Consider the following 16,812-nt stretch of genomic DNA (forward strand, 5'->3'; position numbering starts at 1 on the left):
ATTTATGGACAAACACTACCTCACCCCCCTCTTCCAGCCCGACACCATTGCGGTCTTCGCCGGCAACCACGAAGACCCGGACAGCCAGATCGCGCACGCGCGCACCCTCTGCGCCGCGCTGACCGGCCAGCGCTTCTCGGGCAGCCTCGTTTTCCTCGACATCCACACCAGCGGCACCCTGGCCGACCTGGCCCAGACACGCGCGGACCTGGCCATCATCGCGCTGCCTCCCGAGGAAGCGCTCGCGGCCCTGGAAGTCGCCGGCCGCATCAAGTGCAAGGCGGCCCTGGTGGTGGGCAGCGGTGCCAATGCCGACATCGCCTCCGACATGCACCAGGTGGCCCGGCGCCATGGCCTGCACCTGCTGGGCCCGAACAGTCTCGGTTTCCAGCGCCCCCGCAGCGGGCTCAACGCCAGCGTCGCCGGGCCCCTGGCCGCGGTGGGTCCGCTGGCCCTGGTGTCGCAGTCGGGCGCGCTGACCTCGTCCATCCTGGACTGGGCCAGCCAGAACGGTGTCGGCTTCTCCACCGTGGTCTCGCTGGGTCCCAAGACCGCGGTCGACATCGCCCAGGTGCTCGATTTCCTGGCCTCGGATGCGCAAACGCACAGCATCGTCGTCTATCTGGAGGGCATCTCCAACGCCCGGCGCTTCATGAGCGCCCTGCGCGCCGCCGCCAACGCCAAGCCGGTGGTGGTGCTCAAGGCCGGCCGCAAGACCGCGGGCAACGAGGCCGCGCAGACCCACAGCGGCGCCATCGTGGGCAGCGACGACGTGTTCGACGCCGCGTTGCGCCGCGCGGGCGCGGTGCGGGTGCGCTCCTTCGTCGAGCTGTTCTCGGCCGCCAAGTGCCTGGCCTCTCGCTACCGCCCGGTGGGCAAGCGCCTGGCCATCATCACCAACGGCGGCGGCCCCGGCGTGCTGGCGGCCGACTGGGTCAGCGAGATTGCGCTGCAGCTAGGCAAGCTCTCGCCCGAGACCATGGCGGCGCTGAAGCCCCAGCTGCCGGCGCTCGCGTCCCTGAGCGACCTGGTCGATCTCTCCGAAGAGGCCAGCGCCCAGCACTACCTGGCGGCCATCAACGCCGCCGGCCAGGACCGCTCGGTCGACGGCGTGCTGGTGGTTCACTCGCCCAAGGCCGGCGTCGACGCCACCGACGTGGCGCGCGTGATGGCTGAGGCCAAGGCGCGCATGAACAAGCCCCTGCTGTGCTGCTGGATGGGCGACGCGTCCGTCGGCGAGGCGCGCGAGGTGCTGGGCAAGGCCGCCATCCCGAGCTTCCGCACGCCCGAGGCCGCGGTGGGCGCCTTCGGCAACATCGCCAGCTTCTACCAGAACCAGCAGCTGCTGCAGCAGACCCCGCCGCCGCTCTCGACCTTGGCCAACCCCGACATCGAGGGCGCGCGCCTGATCATCGAGAACGTGCTGACCGAGCGCCGCAAGGTGCTCACCGAGATGGAGTCCAAGGCCCTGCTCTCGGCCTTCCACATCCCGGTCACACAGACCATCCTGGCGCGCACGGCCAACGAGGCCATGATGATCGCGACCCAGCTGGGCTACCCGGTGGCGCTCAAGATCGACTCGCCCGACATCAGCCACAAGAGCGACGTCAACGGCGTGGCGCTGAACGTGATGAACGCCACCGCGGTGCGCGACGTCTACAACACCATGATCCAGAGCGTGGCCAAGCTGCAGCCCGGCGCGAAGATCAACGGCGTGACCATCCAGAAGATGGCGCGCAGCAAGCGCGGGCGCGAGCTCTACATCGGCCTCAAGACCGACGACCCCTTCGGCCCGGTGATCGCCTTCGGCGCCGGCGGCACCATGATCGAGCTGATCGGTGACCAGGCCATGGAGCTGCCGCCGCTCAACCAGTTCCTGGCGCGCCGCCTGATCGAGCGTTCGCGCGTGGCCGACACCCTGGGCGAATGGCGCGGGGCGACGGCGGTCGACATGGACGAGCTCGAACACGTGCTGCTGCGCGTCTCCGAGATGGTCTGCGAGCTGCCGCAGCTGCGCGAGATGGACATCAACCCCATCATCGTCGACGAAGACGGCGCGGTGGCGGTCGACGCCCGCATCGTCATCGAGAGTGCGCCGGCCACGGCCCGCAACTACGCGCACCTGGCCATCCTGCCCTACCCGGCGCGCTACGAGCAGGTCTGGCCGCTGCGCGGCGGCGGCGAGTACACCATCCGCCCGATCCACCCGGACGACGCCCAGATGCTGCAGGACCTGGTGCAGAACCTCTCGCCCCAAAGCCGTTACTACCGCTTCGTCTCCAGCATGACGGAGCTGCCGCCGTCCATGCTCTCGCGCCTGACCCTGATCGACTACGACCGCGAGATGGCCCTGGTGGCCATCCACCGCGAGCGCAAGGCCGGCGAACACGGCGAAATCGTCGAGACCGAGCGGGTCGTCGGTGTCTCGCGCTACATCACCAATCCGGACAAATCCAGCTGCGAGTTCTCGCTGGTGGTGGCCGACGACTTCAACGGCAAGGGCCTGGGCTCGCGCCTCATGCTCAGCATCATGGAAGAGGCCCGGGACAAGGGACTGGCCGAGATCGAGGGCCTGGTGCTGGCCAACAACCCCGGCATGCTCAAGCTCATGAAGGGACTGGGCTTCCAGATCAAGCCGTTCGTGGAAGACCCGGACTTCAAGCTCGTCACCCACGCCCTCTGAACGGCCGCCAGAGCGGCTGAACACCCGTCAAAAAGCGCCCCGGAGCCCCCTCCGGCGGCGCTTTTTTTATCCCTGTCTTATTCAACTATCTCAATATCTCTAAATCGTTGTAGTAGTAGAGGACGGCTTCTGGTGTGGACAAGCCGGTTTTTTCCTTTGAAATCAAAGACCGGAGGCCTTGCAAACACTGTTTGAAAAGTTCTGACGCTGTTCAGCCGGAAAATGAACAACTCGGCCTGCAGGCCAGATTCTGTGGATAACAACGGTGTTCTTAAAAAGTTATCAACAGACTTGTTGAAAACTGCTCAGTGGTTCCAACCCAGCCAGGCAAAACCTGCCGCCATGCCCAGGCCGTGCAGCAGGGTGGCCGCCACCGTGGCGGCCAGGGCCGGGTGCAGACGGGCGGTCTGGTGGCGATGGCGGAACAGCCAGCCGGAAGCGAACAGCGACAGGGGCAGCGAAACCAACCCCATCAGCGCAGGCACGGGGGGAATGAGCAGCCACACCGATGCCGCCAGCCAGGCGTGGGCACCCAGGGTGAGCGCGGTGTAGAGCGCCCAGGCGCCGGTGGGTCCCAGCCGGACCGCCAGCGTGCGTTTGCCAACCCGGGCGTCCGCGGTGGCGTCGGGCACCCCGTTGATCAGCAGCAGCGCCGCCACCATGGCCGCGAAGTTCAGCGCCACGCTGGCCGGGATCACGAAGAACTGGCGCCGCTGCACATAGTCGGCCCCCACGACCACCAGAAACCAGGCCAGCGCCACGGTGAGCTCGCCCAGGCCACGCGACATCAGCTGCAGCGGCGGCGCCGAATAGGCCCAAACCAGCCACAGGCCGGCCAGTCCCAGACCGATCACCCCGCCCCCGGCCTTCACCGCCAGCAGCAGGCCGCCCGGCACAAGCAGCCACAGCAGGGCCCGGGCCAGGTCGGCGGTCTCGCGCTCGCTGGTTTCCCCGTTCTGGATCAGGCGCGAACCGCCGGTGAAGGGAAAAATACCGCCGCTGTTGCCGGCGTCGGCGCCGCTGCGCGCATCGTGCAGGTCGTTGAGCACGTTGCCGGCGGCGTGCGCCATCACCGCCAGCACGGTGGTGCCGATGGCCAGCGGCAGGTCCAGCCCGCAACCGCAGGCCGAGGCGGTGGCCGTGCCCAGGCTGCAGGCCACCACGGTCAGCAGCAGAAAGGCCGGCCGGGTCATGCGCCACCAGAGCCCGAGGCGCCAGCCAGATGAACCGTGGGGGGTATCTCTCGCATTCATGGCGCGCAGTGTGCACGACACATGTGGACACCGTGCGGACGCCGGCCGCCGGTGGTCGGCTGGTAAACTGCCCGCCGACCTGGCCGGGGCTTTTCCGGCCCTCTGTTCCCCGCCGGATTCATGTCCACCGTCCTCAGCGCCAGCGCCCCGACCAGTTTCGAAATCAAGAGCGCCCAGCTGCCGCTGGTGGCTTTGCTGCTCAAGACCGCCGACCTCGTCCAGCTGGCCGAGGAAATGACCCAGCGCTACGGCGACATCCCCGACTTTTTCGACCACGACCCGCTGCTGGTCGACCTGAGCCCGCTGCAGGCGGGTGAACAGGCCGACAGCGTGGTCGACTTTCCCGCGCTGGGCTCCCTGCTGCGCCGGTTCCGGCTGGAACCGGTGGCCGTGCGTGGCGGCAACGATGCACAGACCGCGGCCGCCGAACTGGCCGGCCTGATGCCGGCCCAGGACGCCACCGTGCAGCGCAGCGCCGCTGCGCGCACCCCCGAGGCGCCCGTCCCGCAGGCGGCCCCCGCTGCACCGGCTCAGGTGTCGGCGCCTGCCCCCGCGGCGCCGTCCAGCGCCCTGGTCATCGACAAGCCCCTGCGTTCGGGCCAGCAGGTCTATGCCCGGGGCCGCGACCTGGTCGTCCTCGCCATGGTGAACCCGGGTGCCGAGGTCATCGCCGACGGCCACATCCATGTCTATGCGCCGCTGCGCGGCAAGGCCATCGCCGGGGCGCGCGGCAACGCCGAGGCCCGGATCTTCGCCATGTCCATGGACCCCGAGCTGATCTCCATCGCCGGCATCTACCGCACCAGCGACAACCCCCTGCCGGCCGAGGTGCTGGGCAAACCCGGTCAGGTGCGCCTGATGTCCGGCCCCGAAGGCGACAAGCTCGTCATCGAATCCCTGAATCCCTGAACCCGAGGAACCCTCACCATGACCAAGATCGTTGTCGTCACTTCCGGCAAAGGCGGCGTGGGCAAGACCACGACCAGCGCCAGCTTCGCCTCCGGCCTCGCGCTGCGCGGCCACAAGACCGCCGTCATCGACTTCGACGTCGGCCTGCGCAACCTGGACCTGATCATGGGCTGCGAGCGCCGCGTGGTCTACGACCTGATCAATGTGATCCACGGCGAGGCCAATCTCAACCAGGCCCTGATCAAGGACAAGGTCTGCGAGAACCTGTTCGTGCTGGCCGCCAGCCAGACCCGCGACAAGGACGCGCTGACGCAGGACGGCGTCGAGAAGGTGCTGACCGACCTGTCGGGCATGGGCTTCGAGTACATCGTCTGCGACTCGCCCGCCGGCATCGAGACCGGCGCGCTGATGGCCATGCATTTCGCCGACGAGGCGCTGGTGGTGACCAACCCGGAAGTCTCCTCGGTGCGCGACTCGGACCGCATCCTGGGCATGCTGGGCAGCAAGACCCGCCGCGCGATCGAGGGCAAGGAGCCGATCAAGGAACACCTGCTGATCACGCGCTACAACCCCAATCGCGTGGCCGACGGGCAGATGCTCAGCCTGGAAGACATCCAGGACATCCTGCGCATCAAGCTGATCGGCGTGATCCCCGAGAGCGAGAACGTGCTGCAGGCCTCCAACCAGGGCACGCCCGCGATCCATCTCAAGGGCACCGACGTGGCCGAGGCCTACAGCGATGTGATCGACCGTTTCCTGGGCGCCGAGAAGCCGCTGCGCTTCATCGACGCCGAGAAGCCCGGCTTCTTCAAGCGCCTGTTCGGGAGCAAGTGACCATGTCGTTCCTCTCCTTTTTCCTGGGCGAGAAGAAGAAGACCGCCAGCGTCGCCAAGGAACGCCTGCAGATCATCCTGGCGCACGAACGCAGCGGCCGCAACGCCGCCGAGCCCGACTACCTGCCGGCCCTGCAGAAGGAACTGGTGGCGGTGATCAGCAAGTACATCAAGATCAACACCGACGACATCAAGGTCCAGCTCGAACGCCAGGACGACCTCGAGGTGCTGGAGGTCAAGATCGAACTGCCGGACCGCAAGTGAGGAGGCGCAGGGTCGCCACCGGCGGCGGCCCTGACTATCATGGGTCCGATGGCGGTCAGGCCCGCCGACAGGAGCCCACCATGCCGAAACTTTTCGCCAGCACCCTGCTGCTGGCCGCAGCCCTGCTCGCCGGCTGCGGCAGCACCGTGGTCAACCCCGTCACCGGCCAGTCCGAGCGCACGGTCATGGACGAGCGCAGCGAACTGGCCGAGGGCAAAAAAGCCCACGACGAGGTGCTCAAGGAATACGGTGTCTATCAGGATGCGCGGCTGCAGGCCTATGTGAACGAGATCGGCCAGAAGCTGGCGAAGCAGTCGCACCGGGCCAACATCCCCTGGACCTTCACTGTGCTCGACAGCCCGGAGATCAACGCCTTCGCGCTGCCCGGCGGCTACGTCTACATCACGCGCGGCATCCTGGCCTACATGGACAGCGAGGCCGACATGGCCGGCGTGATCGGCCACGAGATCGGCCACGTCACCGCCCGCCATGGCGCGCAGCGCGCGACGCGCCAGCAGAACGCGGGGCTGGGCGTGCTGGCCGCGACGGTGCTCGGTGCTGTACTGGAAAGCCAGGCCGGTGTGTCGGGCGGCACCGAGATGTTCGGCCAGATGGCCCAGGGGGTGGCCGCCGGTTATGTCGCCAAGTACAGCCGCGAGCAGGAGCTGCAGGCCGACAACCTGGGTGCCGAGTACCTGGCGCGCAGCCAGTACGACCCGCGCAACATGATCGACGTGATCCGGGTGCTCAAGCTGCAGGAGGCCTTCGCCATCGACGAAGCGCGTGCCGAAGGGCGCCCGGCGCCCGAGGGCACCAACTGGCTGTCGTCCCACCCCAGCAACGACCAGCGCCTGCAGCAGATCAGCCAGAACGCCGAGAAGTACCAGGGCAGCTACGCCTCGGACGGCGCACAGCGTTTCCTGCAAGTGGTTCGCGGCATGCGCTTCGGCGAGAGCCCCGAACAGGGGCTGACGCGTGGCCAGAACTTCTACCACACCGGACTGGGCCTGGCGATGACCGCGCCGGCCGGCTGGCGCATTCAGAACGAGCCCGAGGCGCTGACCTTCGTCGCGCCGCAGGGCGACGCTGCGCTGCGCATGCTTGCCATGCCGCCGCGCGCCGGCGGTACGCACGACGAGATCATCCGCAACGCCCTGCAGCCCAGCGAGGGCAAGGTGACGCGCGGCCGGATCAACGGCTTCGCCGCCTCCCATTTCGTCGGTGCGCGCAAGGCGCAGAACGGACAGGCCCAGGCGATCGAGGCCACCGTGGTCACCGGCCCGAAGAACAACAGCTACCTGATGCTCTACCTCGCGGCCGACGCAGCCGCGCGCAACCGCGCCATGCCAGGCCTGATGGCGGCCGAGAAATCCTTTCGCGCCATGACCGCGGCCGACCAGGAGGCCGCACGGCCCTGGATGGTGCAGACCGTGCCGATGCCGCGCGGCGGATTCGCCGAACTGGCCCGCCAGTCGCCGCTGTCGGAAAAACGTCTCCAGCTGCTCAACGGCACCTGGGGCCGCAGCGATCCGCCGGTCGGACAGGTCGTCAAAACCGTGGTTGAGCAGTGAGCGCCCCCGAACCCGACAACGGGCCGGACACCACGCCCGGCATCCCACCCTCCCGGCCCGCATCTCTGGCGCCGTACCGGGTGGCCGACACCGCGTTCCGGCCGCCCGAACGCGACGGCATGAACGGCCTCTCCATCGGCTTGTTCGCCGCGGTGGTGGTGCTGGGGCTGTACGCACTGGTCAACTGGCCCTGGTCGCGCCCTGCCGCCGTCGCCGGAGTGCCGGCCGCGGAGGCCGTGAAGGCCGCGCCCGCACAGACACCTGCCCCTGCGCCAGCGGGCATGCGCGGCCAGCCGGTCGACACCACGACGGCGGTGAGTGTCGAGGGCGCGCAGGGCACCACGCTCTACCGCTGTCGCGGCGCGGGCCGGTTCTGGTCGGTGGTGCATTGCCAGCACCGCGGCGCCGAGGTGGTGGCCATGCACACGGTGCCGGCGAACCTGTCGCTGGCCGAGCAGATCGTGTTCGCACGCAACCGGGAAGCACTGGCCAGGCCCGCCAAGGGGGCTACACCCAGAGCGGCCGATGGGGGGCCGGTCGCATCCCTGAACGCCACCCAGCAGAAGGCCAGCGATTGCAGGCGCCTGGACGAACTGGTGGCCGTGCTGGACGACTACGCCCGCCAGCCGCTGCCGCCGCGCGAACAGGACTCGGTGCGGCGCGACCGCAAGAAGCTGCGCGACGAACAGTTTCGCCTGCACTGCGGACGCTGAACCGGCGCAGACTGGCATGTTTTTCCACATCGTGGTACATTAGCGGCTTCGCCTTGGGCGACAGACCCGGTTGCAGCGCCTTCGGCGCGGCCCACCACCCCGGCAGAGGGTCGGTCTGTCCGGCCCCTCCAACGCGAGCCAAGCCCTCTCCGCACCCCAAGCGGTCTTCCGGCGAGGCACTTTTTCCCCGCTGCCCTCCCCATGCCTCTGCCGAGGGCGGGTACCAGAAACCTCCGACGCCGCTGATGCGGTGCGGTGTTTCCGGTCGGAGCAGCAGGGCACCCCGGCACCCTGGGGCTGCCACCTTGTCAGTCGGGCCCTGTGTGGCCGGCGGCCCAGCCGCAGGCCCTGCCCATAGAAGTTCTTGATGATCCAGATGTTTCCGATGTCCGCCCCAGTGGCGCGGACCCCTTGTTCCACCGCCCCGCTGACCCTGGGGCGTTACCGCATCAGCGCCCGCCCACGGGCCCTGGCGGACGGGCGCTTTGCCGCCTTCGTGTCGATTGCCAGCGGCACCGGCAGTGCCAGCACCGACCGCGTGATGCGCTTCACCGAAGACTTTCCCACCCACGAGGCCGCGGCGCGCTACGCCATGGCCCAGGGAATCGACTGGGTGCGCGAAAGCGAGCGCCCGGTGGTCCGCCCGAACTGATCCGAATCCCACGACTCCAGGAGAACCACACCATGGCCAAGGAAGAACTGATCGACATGATGGGCATCGTCAACGAGGTGCTGCCCGACACCCGTTTTCGCGTCACGCTGGACAACGGTCACCAGCTGATCGCCTACTCCGCCGGCAAGATGAAGAAGAACCACATCCGCATCCTCGCGGGTGACCGGGTTTCGCTCGAACTCTCGCCCTACGACCTGACCAAGGGCCGCATCAACTTCCGCCACATCGAGGGCCGCGGCCCCGTGGCGCCGCGCAAGCCGCGCTGACCGGCGCACCGCGGCACGGCCGCGGCTCACATGCCCATGCCACCATCCACCGGCAGGCCCGCGCCGGTGATGAAGCGCGCCGCGTCGGAGCACAGGAACACCACCGCATCGGCCATGTCGGCCACCGTGCCCAGCCGCCCCAGCGGCGTCTGAGCGACGATGGCACCGACCGCGGCCTCAGGCGTCGGGAACAGCCCGGCCGTCACCACGTCGGCCGCCAGCTTCATGCCCATGTCGGTCGGCACCAGGCCCGGGCAGATGCAGTTCACCCGCACGCCGTAGCCCAGCTGGCCCGCCTCCATGGCGGCCACGCGCGTGAGCCGGTCCACGGCCGACTTGGTGGCCGAATAGCCGGCGATCGCCGGAAATGCAATGGTGGCCGCGACCGAGGCCACGTTCACCACCACCCCGCCCTGGCCGGCCACGCCACCGGGGCGCATCGCGCGCATGGCGTGCTTGAGGCCCAGCGCGGTGCCGACGATGTTCACGTCCAGCATGCGCCGCAGCGCCTCGGCGTCGATTTCCGTCACCAGCGCGGTCTCCTCGACACCGGCGTTGTTGATCAGGATGTCGAATCCTCCGAACGTGGTGTGGACGGCATAGATCGCTGCGAGCCAGCCGGCTTCGTCGGTCACGTCCAGCTGCACGAAGGCGGCCCGCCCGCCCGTGGCCACGATGGAGCGGGCGGTCTCCCGGCCCCTGTCTTCCAGGATGTCGCCGATCATCACGGCCGCGCCGGCCGCGGCCAGCGCCTGCGCCATGCCGGCGCCCAGACCGCGGGCGCCGCCGCTGACCAGGGCGGTGCGGCCTTGCAAGGTAGAGCTCATCGAGTTTCTCCGGTGGGGAAGGCCCGCCAGGGCGATCCGGACCCTGCCATTCTCGGCAGCGCCGCCGGGCGTTCAGCCAAACAGCCCGGCAAGTTCGACAGTGCCGTGGCGGCCGACGGCGGCCCGGTGCGCGTCCAGCCAGAGCCGGCCCTGCCCCCTTCCCGCCTCGAACAGCATCTCGAAGAACCGCTGGCCGGCGGCGGCCTTGGTGTCGGTGCCCAGCTCCCCCAGCACCGGGCCGGGCTCGATGGCGTGGAAGCGCGACTGCGCGAGCCGCCGCTCCAGCGGGCCACGGCGCCACCAGCCGATGTGGGCGATGCGCTCGCGCAGGTGGGCGAACATGCGCATCTCGCGCAGGAAGGTGGCGTTGAAGGCCAGTTCCTGCATGCGGTGCTCGATGTCCCGCGCCGACTGCGGCGTGGCGGCGTAGCGCAGCGGCGTGAGCATGACCAGCAGCGTGTCGTGCGTGGCGGTGTCCAGCAGCAGGGGGTAGACCGCGGGGTTGGCCGCGTAGCCGCCGTCCCAGTGCGGCTGGCCATCGATCAGCACGCTGCGGTGCAGACGTGGCAGGCAGGCCGAGGCCAGCACCGCGTCCAGCGACAGCTCGGCATTGCGGAACAGCCGCAGCCGGCCGGTGTTGGCCTCGGTGGTGGCGATGAACAGCTGCACCGGCGAGCGCCGGCGCAGGCCCTCGATGTCCAGCTGCTGGCGCAGCACCTGGCGCAGCGGGTTGAGGTCGAAGGGGTTGAGCTGCTCGGGCGTGAAGTGGTGGGTCCACGGCAGCATCAGGCGCATGGCCGGTGCCAGCTGGAAGCCCGAGCCGTCGGCCCGCGGCACCGCCACCTCGAACGGCAGGCTGGCGGCCACGGCGGTCCAGAAGCGGCGCAGCGCGGCGCGCGCGCCCTCGCGGCCGCCGTCCATCAGGCCTTGGGCCAGCACCACCGCGTTCATGGCGCCCGCGCTGGTGCCGCTGACGCCGTCAAAGGCGAGCTGCCCGTCCTCCAGCAGCGCGTCGAGCACGCCCCAGGTGAAGGCCCCGTGGGCCCCGCCGCCCTGCAGCGCCAGGTTCAGCGCGGGCGAGGCGGGTTGCCAGGGCAGGCGCATGGGGTGCGTCAGCGGGTGCGGCGCTGGCGCACGGCGGCCGCCAGCCCCTGCAGCACCGGCACGGTCTGCTCGAAGCTGATGCAGGCGTCGGTCACGCTCACCCCGGGCAGCAGCGGCTGGCCCGGCACGATGTCCTGCCGGCCCTCGAATAGGTGGCTCTCGATCATGATGCCGGTGATGCGTGCATCGCCCGCGGCGATCTGTTCGGCCACGTCGGCCGCCACATCGATCTGCCGGCGGTGCTGCTTGCTGCTGTTGGCGTGCGAGACGTCGATCATCACCTGCTCGCGCTGGCCCGCGGTCTTGAGCAGGGCGCAGGCCGTGTCCACGTCCGATGCGCTGTAGTTGGGCGCCTTGCCGCCGCGCAGGATCACGTGGCAGTCGCGGTTGCCGCGGGTCTCGAAGATCGCGGACTGGCCCATCTTGGTCATGCCCATGAAGGCGTGCGGCGCCTGCGCCGCCTGGATGGCGTCGCTGGCCACCTTGACGCTGCCGTCGGTGCCGTTCTTGAAGCCCACCGGGCAGGACAGGCCCGAGGCCAGCTGGCGGTGGCTCTGGCTCTCGGTGGTGCGAGCGCCGATCGCGCCCCAGCTGACCAGGTCGGAGATGAACTGCGGTGAGAGCAGGTCCAGGAACTCGGTGCCCACCGGCAGGCCCACGGCCAGCACGTCCAGCAGCAGCTGGCGCGCCAGTTCCAGGCCTTCGTTGATGGCGAAGCTGCCGTCCAGGTGCGGGTCGTTGATGTAGCCCTTCCAGCCCACGGTGGTGCGCGGCTTCTCGAAGTACACACGCATCACGACCAGCAGGTCGTCGGACAGCGCGTCGGCCTGTTGCTTCAGGCGTCGCGCATAGTCCATGGCCTGGCCGTGGTCGTGGATGGAGCACGGACCGACCACGACGATCAGGCGGTCGTCCTGCCCGTGCAGCACGCGCGAGAGGGCGGCGCGGCTGCTCTCCACCAGGGCCTGCGCGGCCGGAGGCGTGGGCAGCCACTCCTGCAGCAGCGCGGGCGTGATCAGCGGCCGCACCGCACCGATGCGCAGATCGTCGATGCGGGTGGTGTCGTGCGTGGACAGCGGCGGGGTGGCGGGAACGTGGGTGCTCATGACGCGATTGTCGCCGCCTTGCCGGCAAAGCCCGTGTCAGGGCCTGCGGAAACGCACCATCTGGCGCGCCCAGTAGCGGTTGTCCAGCCGGTCCAGCCGCACCGTGCCGCCGCTGGACGGGGCGTGCACGAAGCGGCCCTCGCCCACGTAGATGCCCGCGTGCCAGGCCGGGTCGCGGCCGAAGATCACCAGATCGCCGGTGCGCAGCTCGTCGGCGTCGACCGCCTGGCCGAAACCCGCCAGCTGCGCGACGGTGCGCGGTGGTGCCGCGCCTGCGCGGTGCCGGTAGACGTAGCCGATGAGGCCGCTGCAGTCGAAGCCGCTCTCGGGTGTGTTGCCGCCCCAGCGGTAGGGCGTGCCCACCAGGCCCATGGCGTGGATCGCCAGGTCGCTGCTGTGTTCGGCCGACAGCGCGGGCAGCGATGAAGGCGGTCGGGCCGGCGGCGTGCTGCCGCAGGCGGCCAGCAACAGAACGGCGCAAAGACTCAGGGTGTGGGGGACCAGGCGCATGGCAGCAAGCTTACCGAAGGACCGGGGTATGTCACAGGCGCCGCACACCGCCGCCGCGCAGCAGCGCCTTTTCCAGTTCCACCAGCGCGAAGGTCGCCGCCCCAACGGCCAGCACCATGCCCCAGGACGCGGCGTCCAGTGCCTGGGTCTGGAACATGGCCTGAAGGGCCGGCGCGTAAGTGAAGGCCAGCTGCAGCAGAACCAGCAGACCCGCCACCAGCGGCACCACGGGGTTGCCGGTCAGCGTCTCCAGGCGCCAGGCGTGGCGGGTGAAGTGGCGCACGTTGAACAGGTAGAACAGCTCGCAGGCCACCAGCGCGTTCACGGCCGCTGTGCGCGCCGTCTCCAGCGCCGAGCCGCGCGAGAGCTCCCAGTGGAAGACCCAGAAGGTGGCGGCGATCATCAGACCGATCACGAACAGGATGCGCCCGCCCAGGGTGCGGGTGATGACCGGCTCCTGGGGCGGCCGTGGCGGGTGCTGCATCACATGCGGCTCGGCCGGCTCGAAGGCCAGCGAGAGCGCCAGCGTCACCGCCGTCACGGTGTTGACCCACAGGATCTGCCCGGCTGTCACGGGCAAGGGCAGGCCGGCGAAGATCGCCAGCAGGATCACGCCGGCCTCGCCGCCGTTGGTGGGCAGCATGTGCATCAGCGACTTCTTGATGTTGTCGTAGACCACGCGACCCTCGCGCACGGCGCGCGCGATGGTGGCGAAGTTGTCGTCGGTCAGCACCAGGTCCGAGGCCTCGCGCGCCGCGTCCGTGCCCTTGCCGCCCATGGCCACACCCACGTCGGCGACCTTGAGCGCCGGGGCGTCGTTCACGCCGTCGCCGGTCATGGCCACCAGCTGGCCCTCGGCCTGCAGTGCGGCGATCAGGCGCAGCTTGTGCTCGGGGCTGGCGCGTGCGAACACGTCGGTGTCCCGGGCGGCGCGGCGCAGCGCCGCATCGTCCAGCGTGGCGATGACGTCGCCCGTCAGCGCCCGGTCGGCCTCCAGGCCGAGCTGGCGTCCGATGGCCGCCGCCGTCACCGCGTGGTCGCCGGTGATCATCTTGACCCGGATGCCGGCCTGCCGGCATTCGGCGACGGCGGCCACGGCCTCCGCGCGCGGCGGATCGATGATGCCCACCAGGCCCAGCATCTCGAAGCGCGGCGTCAGGTCGGCCAGGCCCACCTCGCGGCGTTCGGCCGGCCAGTCGCAACGGGCCAATGCCAGCACGCGCTCGCCCGCGCCGCCGGCGCGCTCCACCGCCGCCGTCCAGCGCGCGCGCTCCAGCGGCCGCCCGCCCGACTCGCTGGTGCACAGCGCCAGCACGCGCTCGGGCGCGCCCTTGAGCAGCAGCTCGTGGTGACCGGCGTGGTCGTGGTGCAGCGTGGCCATGATCTGGCGCTCGGATTCGAAGGGGATCGCGTCCAGCCGCGGGAAGGCCTGGGCCGCGTCCGTGGCGTCCAGGTCGGCCTTGTGCGCCAGGGTGGTCAGCGCACCCTCGGTCGGATCGCCCGTGAGCACCCAGCCTTGGTCGTCTTCGCGGTGGATGCGGGCGTCGTTGCACAGCAGCGCGCAGTGCAGCAGGGCCATCAGCGCGGCGTCGTCGCCCGGGTGCAGCACCGAGCCGTCCTCTCGGTGGAAGCCGCCCTCGGGCGCGTAGCCGGTGCCCGTCACGCCCAGCTCGTGCGCCGGCAGCACCACGCGCACGGCGGTCATCTCGTTGCGCGTGAGGGTGCCGGTCTTGTCGCTGCAGATCACCGTGACCGAGCCCAGCGACTCCACCGCCGGCAGCCGCCGCACGATGGCCTTCTTGCGCGCCATCACCCGCGTGCCGATGGCCAGCACGATGGTCACCACCGCCGGCATGCCCTCGGGAATGGCGGCCACCGCCAGCCCCACCACCGCCAGGAAGACGTCGAACAGCGGCATGTCGGCGACCAAGTACCCCCAGGCCATGGTGAGCACCGACACCCCGAGGATGAAGGCGGTGATCTGGCGCGCGAAGCGGTCGAGCCGGCGCGTCAGCGGCGTGGCCAGGGTCTGCACCTCGCTGACCAGCTGGCCGATGTGGCCGATCTCGGTGGCGCTGCCGGTGGCCACCACCACACCGCAGCCGCTGCCACACGCCACCAGCGTGCCGGAGAAGGCCATGCCGTGGCGGTCGCCCAGGGCTGCGCCCTCGGTCGCTGCGCCGGTGTCCTTGTCCACCGCGGCCGACTCGCCGGTCAGGGCCGCTTCCACCGTGCGCAGGTTGCGGACCTGCAGCAGCCGCAGGTCGGCCGGCACGCGGTCGCCGGGCTCCAGCCAGACGATGTCGCCCGGCACCAGCTCGCCGGCATCGATCTGGTGGCGCTCGCCGCCGCGCTGCACCGTGGCGCGCGCGGCCAGCATGCCGCGCACGGCCGCCAGCGCCTGCTCGGCCTTGCCTTCCTGGATGTGGCCGATCAGCGCGTTGATCAGCACCACGCCCAGGATGACGCCCGCATCCACATGGCTGCCCAGCAGCAGCGTGGCCAGACCGGCGGCCAGCAGCACATAGATCAGCGGGTTGTGGAACTGCAGCACAAAGCGTTGCCACGCGGGCCGGCGCGGCGGCTCGGGCAGGCGGTTGAGGCCGTGTTGCGCCAGTCGCGCGGCGGCTTCCTCCGGGTCCAGCCCCTTGTCCGGGGCCACACCGCCGAGGCGCTGCAGCACCTGGGGACGTTCCAGCGCGTGCCAGGCCGGCGGGGGAGATGGGATCGGTTGTTCGCTCACGTGCGGGCTCTGCGGGCAGGTCGTCGGTAGGCTTTTGACCATAGCACGCAGGTCCTCGCGCGCCCGGGAACCTGAGCGCTGCGCCGGGCGACCCGGGCCGGCGCCTATTTGCGCAGGTGGCGGTAGACCAGCCCGCGCGAGACGCCGAGCTGGCGAGCGGTGCGCGCGACGTTGCCGCCGTTGGCCTGCAGCGCGTCCTCGATCAGGCGCTGCTGGGTCTGGGCCAGTGAAGGGGCGGCCACCGGCGCAGGCGATGCCGCAGCGGGCTCGGCGACCGGGACCGGCTCGGGTGCCGGCGGCACGGCGGCCGGCCAGGCCACCGCGTGCCGGAAGTCGACCCCGTCGCGCAGGCCCAGCGTCGCGCGCACCCAGATGCCCAGGCCGCTGGGCAGCTGCAGGCGCCGCGCCTCGGTGGCGCCGCACAGCGGCAGCAGCTGCGACAGGCCCTGGCCGAACAGCTCCTCCACCGGCGCCACCTCGGGCCGCGAGGGGCGGCCCAGCAGGCTGTGGCCGGTGGCGTTGACCCAGACCACGCGACCGCCGTGGTCGACGCCGGCCAGGCCCTCCATCGGCGTGCCCAGCAGAGCGGGCGCGGCCTGGAAGTGCAGCACCAGGTGCTCGTCGGACTGCGCCTGCAGCAGGCGGTTCTCGATCGAGGTGGCGTACACGCCGACCACGGCCGCGGCATCGAAGCCGAAGGCGCGCGACTCGGTGGACACGTCCAGCACGCCCACCAGCCGGCCGTGCACATCATGGATCGGCGCGGCCGCGCAGCGCACCTGGCCGAACAGCTCGTAGAAGTGTTCGCAGCACTGCACGGTGCAGGCCATGCCGGTCTGCACCACGATGCCGGGCGCCGTGGTGCCCAGCACTTCCTCGGCCAGGTGCACGCCCACGCGCGTGGCCGCGTCCAGCACCTTCTGCTCGGGGTCGCCGCTGCCGCGCGAGGCGTGCACGATGATCCCCTGCGCATCGGTCAGCATCAGGCGGCTGGCGGTGCCCGCGAGCGCGGCCTCGAGCTGCCGCAGCTCGTCGTGCGCGGCCTCCAGCAGGTGCCGGTTGCGCGCCAGCGCGGCGCTGAGGGCGCTGCGGTTGACCGGGTCCAGCGCCGGCATCTTGTGGCTGGCGTGACCCAGCGTGCGGCTGCGGCCCCAGGAGCGGATCACCGCCTCGCTGACCAGACCGGCCGGGTGCTGCTGCTCCTCGAAGAAGCGCTGGCGCGCCAGCGCGGCGCGCTGCTCGGGCGTCTGGAAGAAGGGCTGCGGCGGCAGGTCCTGGGTGGACAGGGTTCGGTGGGTGGCGCGCATGGTGTTCGTGGGGGCGAAGTCTCGCGTCCGTTGCGGCGGTGTGGGGGAGT

The 16,812-nt window shown here is 70.3% G+C and carries 15 protein-coding genes; 8 read left to right on the forward strand and 7 right to left on the reverse strand.

The window, feature by feature from the left end; translation table 11 throughout:
* Positions 1 to 4: 4 nt before the first annotated feature.
* Entirely contained in the window at positions 5 to 2,683 is a 2,679-nt protein-coding gene (locus RCO38_RS17770; RefSeq protein ID WP_308329685.1) for a bifunctional acetate--CoA ligase family protein/GNAT family N-acetyltransferase, read from the forward strand.
* Between the two features lie 305 nt (positions 2,684 to 2,988).
* Here the strand turns inward: RCO38_RS17770 and RCO38_RS17775 are convergent, their stop codons facing one another.
* Positions 2,989 to 3,936: a prenyltransferase gene (locus RCO38_RS17775; protein ID WP_308329686.1), complete on the reverse strand. Its 948-nt coding sequence runs from the start codon at positions 3,934 to 3,936 to the stop codon at positions 2,989 to 2,991.
* A 120-nt stretch (positions 3,937 to 4,056) separates the two neighbouring features.
* Here RCO38_RS17775 and minC point away from each other — a divergent pair, with 120 nt between their 5' ends.
* The 7 genes from minC (at position 4,057) to infA (ending at position 9,165) form a co-directional block, all read left to right on the forward strand.
* Positions 4,057 to 4,845 (forward strand): septum site-determining protein MinC, encoded by a 789-nt coding sequence (minC, locus tag RCO38_RS17780; RefSeq protein ID WP_308329687.1) that lies wholly within the window; start codon positions 4,057 to 4,059, stop codon positions 4,843 to 4,845.
* Between the two features lie 18 nt (positions 4,846 to 4,863).
* Positions 4,864 to 5,679: a septum site-determining protein MinD gene (gene minD / locus RCO38_RS17785; protein WP_308329688.1), complete on the forward strand. Its 816-nt coding sequence runs from the start codon at positions 4,864 to 4,866 to the stop codon at positions 5,677 to 5,679.
* A gap of 2 nt (positions 5,680 to 5,681) precedes the next feature.
* Complete coding sequence (gene minE / locus RCO38_RS17790) at positions 5,682 to 5,942, forward strand: cell division topological specificity factor MinE (RefSeq protein WP_308329689.1); 261 nt, start codon at positions 5,682 to 5,684, stop codon at positions 5,940 to 5,942.
* Positions 5,943 to 6,022: 80 nt separating this feature from the next.
* Complete coding sequence (locus tag RCO38_RS17795) at positions 6,023 to 7,513, forward strand: M48 family metalloprotease (protein ID WP_308329690.1); 1,491 nt, start codon at positions 6,023 to 6,025, stop codon at positions 7,511 to 7,513.
* Positions 7,510 to 8,226, forward strand: coding sequence for a hypothetical protein (locus tag RCO38_RS17800; protein ID WP_308329691.1), 717 nt, complete (start codon positions 7,510 to 7,512; stop codon positions 8,224 to 8,226). The genes RCO38_RS17795 and RCO38_RS17800 overlap by 4 nt, the downstream gene beginning before the upstream one ends.
* 367 nt (positions 8,227 to 8,593) lie before the next feature.
* Positions 8,594 to 8,878 carry a hypothetical protein gene (locus RCO38_RS17805; protein WP_308329692.1) on the forward strand — a complete coding sequence of 95 codons (285 nt, stop codon included), beginning with the start codon at positions 8,594 to 8,596 and terminating at the stop codon, positions 8,876 to 8,878.
* Positions 8,879 to 8,910: 32 nt separating this feature from the next.
* A complete protein-coding gene (infA, locus tag RCO38_RS17810) occupies positions 8,911 to 9,165 on the forward strand; it encodes a translation initiation factor IF-1 (RefSeq protein ID WP_308329693.1) in 255 nt (84 codons plus the stop codon).
* Between the two features lie 26 nt (positions 9,166 to 9,191).
* Here infA and RCO38_RS17815 read toward each other — a convergent pair whose 3' ends face one another.
* From RCO38_RS17815 to RCO38_RS17840, 6 genes are all read right to left on the reverse strand, one after another.
* Positions 9,192 to 9,992, reverse strand: a complete 801-nt coding sequence (locus RCO38_RS17815) for an SDR family NAD(P)-dependent oxidoreductase (protein WP_308329694.1) — start codon at positions 9,990 to 9,992, stop codon at positions 9,192 to 9,194.
* 72 nt (positions 9,993 to 10,064) lie between these two features.
* Positions 10,065 to 11,096: a patatin-like phospholipase family protein gene (locus RCO38_RS17820; RefSeq protein ID WP_308329695.1), complete on the reverse strand. Its 1,032-nt coding sequence runs from the start codon at positions 11,094 to 11,096 to the stop codon at positions 10,065 to 10,067.
* A gap of 8 nt (positions 11,097 to 11,104) precedes the next feature.
* Positions 11,105 to 12,202 (reverse strand): 3-deoxy-7-phosphoheptulonate synthase, encoded by a 1,098-nt coding sequence (locus RCO38_RS17825; protein WP_308329696.1) that lies wholly within the window; start codon positions 12,200 to 12,202, stop codon positions 11,105 to 11,107.
* 36 nt (positions 12,203 to 12,238) lie between these two features.
* Positions 12,239 to 12,712 carry a C40 family peptidase gene (locus RCO38_RS17830; RefSeq protein ID WP_308329697.1) on the reverse strand — a complete coding sequence of 158 codons (474 nt, stop codon included), beginning with the start codon at positions 12,710 to 12,712 and terminating at the stop codon, positions 12,239 to 12,241.
* 31 nt (positions 12,713 to 12,743) lie between these two features.
* Positions 12,744 to 15,497, reverse strand: coding sequence for a cation-translocating P-type ATPase (locus RCO38_RS17835; protein WP_374694550.1), 2,754 nt, complete (start codon positions 15,495 to 15,497; stop codon positions 12,744 to 12,746).
* A gap of 62 nt (positions 15,498 to 15,559) precedes the next feature.
* Positions 15,560 to 16,762 carry a helix-turn-helix domain-containing protein gene (locus RCO38_RS17840; RefSeq protein WP_308329699.1) on the reverse strand — a complete coding sequence of 401 codons (1,203 nt, stop codon included), beginning with the start codon at positions 16,760 to 16,762 and terminating at the stop codon, positions 15,560 to 15,562.
* Between the last annotated feature and the right edge of the window lie 50 nt (positions 16,763 to 16,812).

Source organism: Hydrogenophaga pseudoflava (assembly GCF_031020795.1).
Classification (GTDB): Bacteria; Pseudomonadota; Gammaproteobacteria; order Burkholderiales; family Burkholderiaceae_C; genus Hydrogenophaga; species Hydrogenophaga pseudoflava_A.

Bases quoted from the DNA above. Each gene is read 5' to 3' on its own strand.
- RCO38_RS17770 (WP_308329685.1), top strand. From the start codon at position 5: ATGGACAAACACTACCTCACCCCCCTCTTCCAGCCCGACACCATTGCG.
- RCO38_RS17775 (WP_308329686.1), bottom strand. From the start codon at position 3,936: ATGAATGCGAGAGATACCCCCCACGGTTCATCTGGCTGGCGCCTCGGG.
- minC (WP_308329687.1), top strand. From the start codon at position 4,057: ATGTCCACCGTCCTCAGCGCCAGCGCCCCGACCAGTTTCGAAATCAAG.
- minD (WP_308329688.1), top strand. From the start codon at position 4,864: ATGACCAAGATCGTTGTCGTCACTTCCGGCAAAGGCGGCGTGGGCAAG.
- minE (WP_308329689.1), top strand. From the start codon at position 5,682: ATGTCGTTCCTCTCCTTTTTCCTGGGCGAGAAGAAGAAGACCGCCAGC.
- RCO38_RS17795 (WP_308329690.1), top strand. From the start codon at position 6,023: ATGCCGAAACTTTTCGCCAGCACCCTGCTGCTGGCCGCAGCCCTGCTC.
- RCO38_RS17805 (WP_308329692.1), top strand. From the start codon at position 8,594: ATGATCCAGATGTTTCCGATGTCCGCCCCAGTGGCGCGGACCCCTTGT.
- infA (WP_308329693.1), top strand. From the start codon at position 8,911: ATGGCCAAGGAAGAACTGATCGACATGATGGGCATCGTCAACGAGGTG.
- RCO38_RS17815 (WP_308329694.1), bottom strand. From the start codon at position 9,992: ATGAGCTCTACCTTGCAAGGCCGCACCGCCCTGGTCAGCGGCGGCGCC.
- RCO38_RS17820 (WP_308329695.1), bottom strand. From the start codon at position 11,096: ATGCGCCTGCCCTGGCAACCCGCCTCGCCCGCGCTGAACCTGGCGCTG.
- RCO38_RS17825 (WP_308329696.1), bottom strand. From the start codon at position 12,202: ATGAGCACCCACGTTCCCGCCACCCCGCCGCTGTCCACGCACGACACC.
- RCO38_RS17830 (WP_308329697.1), bottom strand. From the start codon at position 12,712: ATGCGCCTGGTCCCCCACACCCTGAGTCTTTGCGCCGTTCTGTTGCTG.
- RCO38_RS17835 (WP_374694550.1), bottom strand. From the start codon at position 15,497: ATGGTCAAAAGCCTACCGACGACCTGCCCGCAGAGCCCGCACGTGAGC.
- RCO38_RS17840 (WP_308329699.1), bottom strand. From the start codon at position 16,762: ATGCGCGCCACCCACCGAACCCTGTCCACCCAGGACCTGCCGCCGCAG.